The sequence below is a fragment of the Pedobacter sp. A2324 genome (assembly GCF_059693705.1).
Genome location: NZ_JCASSK010000010.1, coordinates 1 through 12,059, shown reverse-complemented (window position 1 = coordinate 12,059; position 12,059 = coordinate 1). Strand labels below are relative to the sequence as shown.

Genomic DNA, 12,059 nt, shown 5'->3' with positions numbered 1-12,059 from the left:
ATGAAGCACATCGTACTCCTTGCCTGAAAAATTTAATCTAGCTTTGAAAGCCATAGTTTTAAAATTTAAAGGTTAAAATAAAAATTGATTTAGCACAGCATCCGCCGGCATCAAAACACGTCCAAAGATCAGGCCAAACACCGACATATCACACTCATTATGAGCGCCTAGTAAAGCCAATGATTAGTTTAATAATCGAAAAACCGCCATCAAATGCTTCTCACATTATGTTTCTGGTAGCCTGGAGAAGGATTAATTTAATTCAAAAAAAGTATTCCACAAACGTGAATACTAAACAGCTGATTAGAAACAGTGTAGCATTTCGCTACAGGGTGTGTATTTTTTATCCATACCTGTCATACGATCACGATTTTAACAATAATAAAGATAGCTACCGCCTGAATAGTGCAACATAGTGAACAATCTCTTCTACCGATTTATCATAGCCCCCAATATAAACCTTGGTAACTTTGCCGCGATAAATAAAATAGAGCTGAAATCACCAGCACAAACACAACCATACAGCCCATGCTACCAGGTGCGTCAAAGACTTTAAGGCTTGCCTTATTGCCTTGCGAAAGAAATCTCGGCGATGTTTTGATTTCAATTTCGTCCTCCAGGTATCCTCTGTCTGTTCTTTCCAAAATTGCTTTATTACAGGGTATTTCGCGTAAAGAAGTATACCATATGTGATCTCCATATTAGTGAACAGATAAATGATTTTTAACTTGATATGTAGCCTTTCTGCCCCCCCAGACAACTTGTAAACTAAGGTAAAAAAAAGCAAGATTAAATGACAGACAAAGAACCACCAACACATCAGGTTTCAAACCAAGAGCCATAGAGATCAAATAAATAATTAAACCAATCGGAATAATCAATGCCATAGTATATAAACCCTTGAACAAATTGTTCTTAGCATTTGCCGCTGCTTCACTCATACTGTAATAAAGATCTAAAAAATTAAGTAGCAGGAAAAAAAGTGATATGAGCAATAAATAAGTATGATCTAAAATATACTGGTTTGTATTCATAACGTCAGCCAGTATATCATGAATAGCATTTTTGAACAGCAAGTATGGAATACCGAAAACAGCAAGCAAGACGCCAATGTATACGATCCGGAAAAATGTTGTTTTATCGAATTCTTTCGATTGCTCTGCCAAATAACTCCTCATAATCACGCCTCGAAAACGGGATGGCCTGAAGGCGAACAAAACAGCGACCAGAAAATAGTATTCAATTTGAAATATCGTCAACTGAAAACCGTCATTTGTAGAGGCAATTGCATACGCACTCGATGACTTTAGAAAAAAAGAAGATATAAGGGAAATGATTATGTATCCCCGGAATGCTAAAGAATAATAAAATACGACCTGTAAAATATTTTTAATTCTCATTCCTCGATGATTACCTGATTAATGTGAGCTTTGCTCCCGGACTTTTTCTGTGAAAAAGAGCCATCTCCAAAACCGCATTTTTTTGATCTTCCGAAGAATAGAATAAAAAGCCGCATGGCTTCGATGGCAAGGATAATCCTACTACCTTTCCTGATCCGTGGAAAGATAAGTGATAATCCTGATAGGGTGTCTTCATCAATAGGCCGGGTAAAGTTGGAATAAGGCGGTTCTGCCTTTTCTCATCCAATGGCCCCTTAAAGTAGAATGAATTAAATACTTCTTCCTGTCGTTCATGGCATAACAGAAGGTAACTGCTTAAGTCCCTGTTTCTAAATATGTCCAGCAGCTCATCATATATTAATCCAACCTCCTTTATTATTCGCTCTTTGTCTTCTTCTATCAACAGCACCGACGATTGCCAACCCAATTGATGATAAGGAACTGAAGCATCGAAATTACCGGCATAAACGTAAGTCTGACTCGGAGATTTAATGGAAAAAGCAACCTCCGGCATTTCTATCACCAATGTTCTGGGCTTATCATTTACAAATGCATCACGAACATAAACCTTCAGTGATAAACTGGCACTCTTATGAATGTAATCATCGCCTTCGTAGGGTTTGCTTGTAATTGTGAATGATTGCCTTCCTGACGAAAGAATATTTGGATTTACAGGCCAGTCCACCGCCACCCCTCCCTGCTCATCACTCTTAAAGCAGGGCATATCATTAACAGTGAGTTCCACACGGCAATTTCTCGACCTGACTTCAATTTCGTATAAAGGATGCTGATAACTATGATACATAATTTACTCTTTACAGGATTTATCTAAACACAACTGGATAGGATTCGAAAAACGGGATATATCAAACTTACTATCAGCCCTTTTCTTTTCAGTAATCAACAGATAATAGAGATAGCCCTCACCTTCCATCTTATCTGAATAGGCTAGAGAAATGTATTTTTTCGGTGTATCCCACTGGTAATTATGAAGCGCATTTTTGATCTTAAGTTTTACTTCATATTTTCCATATTTCTGGTTAATCTTCGATAAAATATCTATAGGTTTCGCACTAACCAGGCTCAGCTTTAGCGCAGCAAATTTCCCGGTCTGATCCGAAATAAACTGGCTCTTAACATCGTTAAACTGCTCATCAATGAAATAAACTTTTAAACCCTGATTGTTTTTACTGTTTAAAAAATATTGGTAACCGACAATACCACCAGCTGACGAGTTGCCTTTCTCACTCCGTTTAAAAGAGCCTGTCGACTTTGAAAATAATGTGTCTAAATTCTCAGCAAACGTTACAGCATCCAAATTAAAGTTTCCAAATTTCGAACCCAGGTATTTTGGATTTTTTTTGATTTGAGCATCGCAGCCCGACAGGCAAAACAATGCAATAAAAGTGATTAATATACTATTTTTCATTTAATTCGATTTTACCAGATTTATAAAGCGTTTTATCGTCAAATAGTTTCATCTTGTTCGAATAACTTGGGTTATAGGTAACTTTTGATAGCAAAAGTTCATAACAGGTTATGGTAATGCTTGCTGGATTCCACACCACTGACGATTCTTTGTATTGTTTACCAGTATTCAGGTTATACCCTACTTCCTCAGTAAAAGTAAAGGTGGTGCTGGCAGCTCCCTCTACTTTCCATTTTTCCATTTCAGTAGTTTCTGTAACCCCTCCCCTGGTTACAGTCGGAATCATAATCACATCGTTACTCTTACAGCCTGCCTTTATAGTGATCGCTACTTCATACTCAACCTTTTGCTGTCCCTTATTCCTGAAACCGTCAATTTTATTATAAGATAAACTTAAATTTACCTTCACAGCTTGCGCAACTTCGAATGTGATGTAAATGTCCGAATCCGACAAATACTCAATAACACTGATAATTGCACGCACAATGGCACCTACATATGGGATCTTTCCGATCAACGGTACAAGGTCAACCGAAATAGTTAACCCGATTAGCGGGTCTGCCCTCAATCCGCCAGTATAGATTGGTACAATACTTTTGGTACTGGCTGCACCAAATTTCCAGCCTAAAGCAAAACCAAGATTCGGCGGATCTATAGCAAAATCAATTTCAATCACCCTTTTGCTCACCGCAGCGCTCTGTCCAACACCTCCCTGTGGATTTAATACCTGCAATCCTTCATGCACCATATCAAATGCATATACAGCAGTATCGATAGTTTTTTTTACGTTTTCAAGCCCCAGGGTGTGTTCATTGCCATTTTCTACACATTTCCCCTTCAATGACCACCCCAGATTTGAAGTTTGAGTCGCTTCCACGTGCAAATCATCTTTCAGGTATTTAAAGTCGTATCCCCGGTGATGCCCCTCCATCCGTTCCCTTTCATATCTGATCTTGCCACTATAACCTCTTCCAACTGTAACCATAAAAGCAATTTCCCATTCAACATCTGGGAACAACCTCACCTTAACCAGTTGGTTAGGATAACGACAGGTACTCACAGGAAGAAAATAACTTTGTGAGACCTGTTCGTTCAAAATAAAGTAATTGAATACCCAAAGTGAATTTATAGCACTGTTATTTTGAGTTGAAACCTTACTCTGCAGGTTTTCCAGTACTGTTTTATTATAAACATACCGCAACATCAAAATCGCTTCATCATCCCCGGTAAATTTATAATCGCGGTTTAGCTGCCAATCCTGGGTTTCACTCACATCATTGGATAAACCCTTTGCAGTATCCGGCTGAACATCCTGATCATCTTTCTGACTAATATCAGGTTGTGTAATGTACACCCCACCGTTTAACCTCAATGCGGGTTGAACTTTATCCACTTGAAATAGATTCTTTTGATCCGCGTGTTTTTGTCCGGCCTCCAACAGTAAACCATTACATAACACTCCTTTTGTAGTAAGCTTACCAACTTTAATACTAATTTCTTTCCTGGCATCCCCCGCAATAATATCGAAGGTTTGTGAAGTCCGGTCAATAACCTTATCTGCGGCGTCCTCATCAAATATAATCAATTCGGTATCGTCACTCTTTACCGTAATCGTCGAATACCCGCAAGGATCAAATTCTTTATGGGTGTACCTGATATCACCGATAAACTGAAGCTGATTAGCTTTTTGGGCCTCCATGCGCTTTAAATATTGATCCATTAACTCGGAAGAAACGATAAACCTGCTCGATTCCGATGGCTTGTTATCAAGATCCCTCAACTGAAGTAATGTAGGATCATACTGCACCAGATCCATAGTAGGCTCCGCCGCAAAGTTCTTCGTCTTAATAAGTGTTTGACCGTTTTTATCTTTCCGGTAAACTTCTACAACAAGACTAAATTCTTTCTCCCGGTTCTCCCCCTTTTTCCAGGCAATGTCAATTGGAAAACTCCCGCTCATCCGCACATTAAAGTCATCACCCCCGCCAGTTCGGGGAATATCAAAAACTTTGATTTTTTCCCATACATTATGCGCTTCAAAATCTTTCGTTTCATGTAAACCAGCCCCTGTCGGCTTCTCTAAAAGATACATCTTTACGCTATAGTCTTTACCCTTCTCTAAATTATAACCGTGAAAGGCAATCTGGTAAGGTATGGTCTCTCCATATCGTCGTATCCGTTCACTTTCAGTAAAATAAGCATATAAAATATTGGATTTGGTAACAGGTACAATGTAGAAATAAAAACCTGAGCCAGGCTCAAAACTGAAGACTTCGACTCTTTGCTTAAAACCGAAATAAAAATGATCTCCGGCCGGTGCAAACCTGATGCTGCTGCCGGTTTTGTATTTCGTACCCAACCCCCACTTATTCACAGGCGCAGTACCCCCTGTCAGATTACCCCAAAGTGAGTTATCATTACTTTTCTGCACCGCAGGAAAAAAACCATTGTATATAAATGCCCATCTTGCACCATCAACAGTAGCTTTTTTATTTTTACTACTATCATCGATACAGCTTTCATCAACATAAAATTCATTAAGCTCATCGGCATTCAACTGATATTCCCCACCCTCAGCTACAGTGTAGATCGTTCCGTTTGTCGTTTTCCAATAACACTTTTTTATTCCTCTTGCCATGTTACTTATTCGGCATTTAAAAATTCGTAAAACGATTGTTTATTCAGCTCCTTCATGTTAACCAAAGGATTGATCTGCGACTGCTGATCCTCATCCGCATTATCTACATTTTGTTGTGAGGGCTGCCCCTTTTGTCCTGTTTTCGTGATCAAAATGCATGGCGATCCGCTGATCGAACATACCCCTTTGCTATCTTCAACCAAAACCTGCCCGCTGTTAATCAGCACCATATCTTTATACTGCTCCTTCCATTCTGTGAGCGCCGGAACACAAGGATTATAACCGCCCCCATTTGGCTGCAGCTTACACTGCCCAAAAGTATTTTTCTCAAAGGTCATCCCGATATCAACGTGCGAGGCAATTAGTTTCTGCCCGCCATCCATATCGTTTACATAGTGCTTCTCCTGGGTCAGCACCTTCAATTTGTCAGGAGCCGTACCATATTTACACTGGCAGGTGGCTCCCTGAACAACTATTTCTTTCTGCGACATACCTTTTCTAGCTTAATTGTCAACTCATTAATCTTGCCCAAAAACCTTTTTTCTTTACCTCCCCCAACATCTCCTCGTCTTTCTCCTGCAAAAGCTGTCCATTCACGGGTTCTTGCCTGGTTTCCATCTCATAAGCAGAGAAGACAATCCGCTTCTCGCTTTCCCTGCCATTAAGCAGGTTCCAGTTTACCGTGGCATGCTTAAGCAAACCGCCGGCCTGGTCTAAATCCCACTGGGCCTCTAAACGCATTTCATTAGCCATCTTCGCGCGCAGTTGAAAACGTAAATCCTCAGTCAGCATTTCCGTCGAACGGAAACCCACATGGTAGGTTCCATAATCGGTATATACTGGATCGATCCATTGCCGGCCTTCAAACACCAGATTCCGGTAAGCAACAGCAGGAAAACTAAATCTCATCTCTTGATCAAGGCCCGATCCGTATTTAAAATATTGTGGATGAAAAAACACACTCCAGAACATGTCTAACCGAAGCGCATATTCCAGCTCCACGCGGTCAGCCAGCTTTTGATCCATCTTTTTCAAATACAATTCCGTAATGTCACCCTCAAATTTATCGCTGATTCTTTCTTTAGTCTTCATCCACCGGCTTAAAATATCCGGATGGTTTACAATCCCCCTGAAAATCTCATTCTCTCTATTCACATCAACCTTCACCGGAAAAATAGCCCCCATTGCAAGGCTGGCCAGCTGCTCACTTACCAGGTCAGGCTCATGCCTGTCAATGTATAATTCCACTTTATCAAAACACAATTGCCAGGTTTTGTGCTCGTTCTTAAACTGTTCTACACTCAACTCAATCTGATAATCAATCCGCTTAGATACCGCCTCACTACCTGATTCATAATACCTGACCGTAACCCCATAACGCTTTCGGGAACGGGGCTTCGGTGAGAAATTTATCGCGTTCCCATCAATTAATGAAACCTGTAGTTTAGCTGAAGTATTCAATTGATCAATCGTCTTATCCATCTCCTCAATTTAGTAAATCACACGTTTGCCGTCCGAATTTGGGTCCATGCCTATCCCCTCGCGCCTGGCCGACCAGTGCAAATATTTATTTCTCAGCACACGTAAGTCTTCCTGCTTCTTCCGCTCCTGTTGATATTCGGCCAGGTTTTTTTCCGGTATCCTGGCACCGGCATATTTTTGATCCAGCTGAGCCAAAGATTTAAAACGATAAGGCGCTCCATTCCCCATCACATAGTCTTTTAAATAGCCCTTAACCCTAACCAGCAACGGATCATCAGAAATAATATATTTACTGTCTGTTAGTGCCTGCAGGTTAATTGGGGCGCTGTTATTTTTCCCATACTCCCCCATAAAATGTAGCGGGATATAACTATATTCTTTTTTGATAAAACGGGTGCCTTTTAGTGCCCAATACGCAAAACCTCCGGTAATTTCCAGTTCACTCTCTTTATACCAGGCCTGGTCTATTAAGTTTTTCTTAAAGGGATCAAGATTAAACTTACTGGTCCAGGAAGTTTCCAGCTCTTCCTTTACTTCCTTACCAGTATCGTAACTTCCGCCAACATCGCTGTGCACACCGGGAAACGATTTCTCCTTACCTGTGTTTACCCGCGTAAGAGAGAAATTCTGCCTGTGCTCATCTTCAGCGATAAAATGTACAACAGCCTGAGCCCTTCCAATCGCATTTAAATGCAGTTCCTCAACATCGTTGAAATTTGGAGTCGGACTGATATATTTTGAATAAGATGATACCGTATCAAAAACCCCCAGAAACCGCACTTTGATCTGGTTAGCAGTAATTTTATATCCCGCCTGGCTCAGCGTCAATCCCAGATGACCGCAAGCGGGTAAAACATCCAGACCCGTTGGTTTTCCATCCGAATCGAACTTCGATATCGTCCCAGATCTCGGTTCAACAACAATACTGGCCCTGTATTCAGATTTCCCTATTTCGTACACAAAATTGCGGGCTGCAGCTGCACCCCTGCTAAAACCAAAAACGTCCAAAGTAATACTGCGGAGTTTCTTGGTTGCATTCGCTTTCAGAATCTTCACAATCTTTTCATTCACAATTTTTTCGCACCCAATACGTACCTTACCCCTGATACCGGTATCACCCGAACCAAAAGCATAGCCAATGGTACTGTCTTCCTTTCGGTCTTCTGTACCAATACCCTCAATATAAAGACTTTTGCTCTTATCGTACTGATCCCACAAACGAGCTACGTTCGACCAGTCGTTCCAGTAACTGCTTTCATCATCATCCTTTCCGTATTTATTAAACGCAGCACTGTTTTTCTGGCGCTCTTCAGTATTTGTTTTACTGTTTTTCGTACCATCAAAAAATATCCCCAGATTAATATCCAGATACTCAACAGTATTGTTTTTAGGGGTGTAGGCACCAAGTTGAACACTAGTCATATCAATCCAGATTTTTATTGATCCTAACCTTATTACTGTTTAATTTTACCTCCCGTGTAGCATTCTTTAATAAAAGCTGTGCATCCGTTGCGGTTTCATTCAACCTGATCACCAAATCTATCGGAGACTCATCACCCAAAGCCTCAAAAGCGCCGCTAATCTCCTTTTCATCAACCGGCTTAATCTCCAGGCCGTTCCTTTGGCCTGCCTTATCCATCCAGTTTACAGATATATACTTTGGCAATGCACGTTTCGAATAGCCATTAAGCGCATCACCAAAAAGATTCTCTTCTTCCCCATTCAACAAGTTATAATAAACTAAAGAAACTTTCTCCCCTTCAGGAACTAAGACATTTACCTTCCACTCATATTTCTTTCTATAGCGCTCATAAACATCCATATCAGGCATTCCGTATTGTGCTACTTTCGCTTTGATTTCCGGTTTCATCACCATATCATTCCCCAACGTTTTTGCAATAAAATCCGGCCTGAACATGTATTTGGCATTATCATAGGCCTGTTCGGCAGTAATGGTGGTATCATGGGCCTGAAATGCACCAACCTCTGTCTGAAAACCCGCACCACTCAACCATACAACCACCTTCCCTTTCGGCGCTAAACCAACTTTAACCAGTTTGTAAGTTTCCTTCTGCTTCGTCCGGTCATCAATAAAACCCTGCGCAAATAAGGTCGCAATGCGGCTCTTGTCAAGCTTCCATTTGCCCGTATAAAATTTCTTTTCCGTAAGTGATAACCAGGTAAAAGCCAGCGAGTCTGGTGCCTCCATTTGTTTTTCGGTTACCGACATAATACCTCCGTCATTTCCCCACCCCGTATTCTGTGTACCCCATATCGCATCGAAACCATAAGTAAAATCCTGTGCAATGATCGCACCTTTATAAACCTCCATAGGATATTCTTCTGGTGCCGAAACAGTACCGGTCCACTCAAATTTTTCTTCCATTTTTTGTCCTTTACAACTTGTAATTGCCAGCAATACCAGCACTAGCAAGGCATACCTGTTTTGCTTAAAAATCATGATTTATTCCCGCTGGATACTATTTTTTTGTTGCTCGCCAAGGCGAGGTTCCCCGATGTGGCCTCTACGTTCATTACCTGACTGATTTTCTCCAGCTTGACTCCAACACGCAACTCATAGTGCTGAGTAACTGCTACCGTAATATTTTTTGCCTGTCTGATGATCGCCATTTTAGAATAAGTTAGATTTTTCCGCACTGTTCAGTTCAACGATCTTTCCACTTTGCATGGTCATATTTTCTTTGGCACTAAACAGGCTGATTTCCGACGCAATCTCATTCGAAGTGTCCGATATCCTGTTAAAATCCTTGGTTACCAGCTCCGTCCGGTTGTTTGATGTTTCCGAAACATCACCAACCGCACTCAGCGAATAGTTATTTCCGGCAGTCGTGGCAATATCTTTACCCGCATTTGTCGACTGGTTTTGCCCCACCTGTATATCCATATTCTCCTGAACGTTGATCTGCATATTCTTACAGTTCAAACTCATATTCTCAAGCGCAGTGATCGTAATGTTATTGCCTTTCGTATCAATGTGAATCACATTGTTATGGATATCGGTAATTTTAATTCCTTGTGTATTGGCATTATCGTCAAACTCAATCAAATGTCCGCTCCGGGTAGTCAGGCTTTTTAAATGATTTTGTATCTGCGGCGCACTGTCCACATTACTGCGGTTATAAATACTACCTATCACTATAGGGCGGGCAATATTCCCTTCCTCAAAAGCCACCATCACCTGGTCACCGATTTCAGGAATGGCAAAAAATCCACGGTTAGATCCACGCTCGCCTGTTCCGGCGTTCGGACTAACAACCCTCAGCCACTCCGTAGTATCGTTCGTTAAACATTCCCATTTCAGCTTCACCTTGATTCGGCCAAGTCCCTCCGGATCGTGATTCTCCACTACCCCCGCAATCTGCATATCTGCATAGGGCTTCCGGTAATTTTTTACCGTAATCCGCTCCGTGCCCGATACCAGACCTTCAAAAGTGTTGTAATATTTACCTATTCCATCTACATGATGATGGATACCCGTTATCAGAAATTTACCCAAACTTTCCGTAACAAAAGCCAGCTCTTTCCTTACACTCATCGTAATTTCCGCAATACTACCTATACTCAACTCCGCATTGTCTCCCTTTGCTGTGATTTTTAAAAGTCCAGAAATATTAGCCTTTTCCTCGTTCTCCACATGGCTTTTTATATCCTCGCTATTATCAACACGGATCATTGTCGGCTGATTATAGATTTTACTGTACATGCTATTCGATGCTTTTACCGCATGTGCCAAATCAGGGTGCCCGTCAGTTTTGCCGCTACTCTCACTTTGTAACACCTCATCGGCTTTTGGATTGTAGGCAAAACGCTTATTTTTAATCGGCGCAACCTCCATCGCATACTGCAGATTCTGTACATCCCTGCCGTAAAACAAGGCTACTTCCTTTTGCTCATCAGGCTTACCGAAATGCAGCTGCTTTCCATCGTAAAAAAACCATTCGTGGTATTCGCCCGATAGCCTGTTCAGAAACTCAAAATCACTTTCTTTATATTGAATGATGTAGTCGATATGCGATTTACGCGTAGCATTGGTGACAATCTTTAGATCATTTGCCGGAGTATCACGGGTAGCTAACTTCACAATTTCATTTAAATCCTTATCCAGGTACGAACCCAGGTCTTCACCACGATCAATCAATATAGTCGGACTATATCCGCTCACGATTAAAACACCATGATAGCCGTGGGTTTGCGACAATTCTACTTTAGTGACCAACCCAGAAAATCGCTGTAAACCATCCTGACTAAATCCAAAAGATGCGGTAAGGGTTTTCCCTACAAAATCCCGGCTGTCATCCAGATTAATCAGTCCGGGTGCCCCCATTTGATCATGGTTGAAACGCAGTTCAAAATAATGATGATGATTGAATTGTTGTTGTAATGTGAAGGAAGCAAAATGAGTAATTGCCTTATCTTCTATATTAATTTCTGTAAATAGTTTCTTTTCCATAGTATTCGATCCATTACACCACAAACCCCCAAATGAAATACTTGCAAACTTTAGATAGAAGTCCATTGTACAATGAACCACATTTGGGATATAGATACTGGTTAGGAAACCAGATGGGTGTCAGCAATGGAATGGTGAGATGATTTTGCATAGGTAGAGCATTTAAATATTTTCAATTTGCCGGAATTCCGGACCGGATGAAAACAGCCGGGAGCGCGTTTAAAAAATTAATAATAATCAGAATGATGAGTAAAAATCTGTATAAAACAAAGCGACCAGTTTAACCGGTCGCCTTAAAATATTTTTATTTACCGGTTATGCTTTTGGCCAGTCATTTTCATGCTCTGCATTACCCAGCTTTAGCTTTCTGGCCGATACCACAAAACTTAAGGTCATCGGCGTATTGTCGTTAACCGCAATGCCCTCATTATATTGGATGATGTAACCGTCTTCAAACGACAGCTCTTTCATCTTCGCATCTTCTTCTCCTTTTTTGAATATGATATTGCCTGATAGTGGCTTATACTGGTTATTCACCATCGATTCGATTACCGAAGTATCTTCAGTCGACTCGATTTCGATATTAATGGTTCCACCATAAACACCAGACGACGGACGGCCTTTGGCGTCAACATCTCT

General features: G+C 41.0%; 12 protein-coding genes. 1 reads left to right on the top strand and 11 read right to left on the bottom strand.

The genetic code is table 11. The features are described 5' to 3' along the window. Positions 1–179 precede the first annotated feature (179 nt). On the top strand, positions 180–416 hold the full coding sequence (locus tag AC570I_RS21865) for a hypothetical protein (protein WP_497407192.1): 237 nt from the start codon (positions 180–182) through the stop codon (positions 414–416). Between the two features lie 285 nt (positions 417–701). Here the strand turns inward: AC570I_RS21865 and AC570I_RS21860 are convergent, their stop codons facing one another. The 11 genes from AC570I_RS21860 to tssD all read right to left on the bottom strand — a co-directional run. Further along, positions 702–1,400: a hypothetical protein gene (locus AC570I_RS21860; RefSeq protein WP_497407191.1), complete on the bottom strand. Its 699-nt coding sequence runs from the start codon at positions 1,398–1,400 to the stop codon at positions 702–704. Between the two features lie 10 nt (positions 1,401–1,410). Then, entirely contained in the window at positions 1,411–2,205 is a 795-nt protein-coding gene (locus AC570I_RS21855; protein WP_497407190.1) for a hypothetical protein, read from the bottom strand. Between the two features lie 3 nt (positions 2,206–2,208). Then, positions 2,209–2,829 (bottom strand): hypothetical protein, encoded by a 621-nt coding sequence (locus tag AC570I_RS21850; RefSeq protein WP_497407189.1) that lies wholly within the window; start codon positions 2,827–2,829, stop codon positions 2,209–2,211. Next, complete coding sequence (locus AC570I_RS21845; RefSeq protein WP_497407188.1) at positions 2,819–5,467, bottom strand: hypothetical protein; 2,649 nt, start codon at positions 5,465–5,467, stop codon at positions 2,819–2,821. The genes AC570I_RS21850 and AC570I_RS21845 overlap by 11 nt, the downstream gene beginning before the upstream one ends. A 5-nt stretch (positions 5,468–5,472) precedes the next feature. After that, on the bottom strand, positions 5,473–5,958 hold the full coding sequence (locus AC570I_RS21840; protein ID WP_316798439.1) for a DUF4280 domain-containing protein: 486 nt from the start codon (positions 5,956–5,958) through the stop codon (positions 5,473–5,475). A gap of 19 nt (positions 5,959–5,977) precedes the next feature. Next, the gene (locus tag AC570I_RS21835) at positions 5,978–6,949 is read right to left on the bottom strand and encodes a hypothetical protein (RefSeq protein ID WP_497407187.1); all 972 of its coding nucleotides are present in this window, start codon (positions 6,947–6,949) and stop codon (positions 5,978–5,980) included. A 9-nt stretch (positions 6,950–6,958) separates the two neighbouring features. Continuing rightward, positions 6,959–8,371, bottom strand: coding sequence for a T6SS phospholipase effector Tle1-like catalytic domain-containing protein (locus tag AC570I_RS21830; protein WP_047797260.1), 1,413 nt, complete (start codon positions 8,369–8,371; stop codon positions 6,959–6,961). Position 8,372: 1 nt separating this feature from the next. Continuing rightward, entirely contained in the window at positions 8,373–9,410 is a 1,038-nt protein-coding gene (locus AC570I_RS21825; RefSeq protein WP_497407186.1) for a DUF2931 family protein, read from the bottom strand. Then, positions 9,407–9,580: a hypothetical protein gene (locus AC570I_RS21820; protein ID WP_497407185.1), complete on the bottom strand. Its 174-nt coding sequence runs from the start codon at positions 9,578–9,580 to the stop codon at positions 9,407–9,409. Before AC570I_RS21820 ends, AC570I_RS21825 begins: the two co-directional genes overlap by 4 nt. A 1-nt stretch (position 9,581) precedes the next feature. Continuing rightward, positions 9,582–11,420 (bottom strand): type VI secretion system Vgr family protein, encoded by a 1,839-nt coding sequence (locus tag AC570I_RS21815; RefSeq protein ID WP_497407184.1) that lies wholly within the window; start codon positions 11,418–11,420, stop codon positions 9,582–9,584. Between the two features lie 315 nt (positions 11,421–11,735). Further along, a partial coding sequence (gene tssD / locus AC570I_RS21810; protein WP_497406764.1) for a type VI secretion system tube protein TssD occupies positions 11,736–12,059 on the bottom strand: 324 nt, incomplete at its 5' end.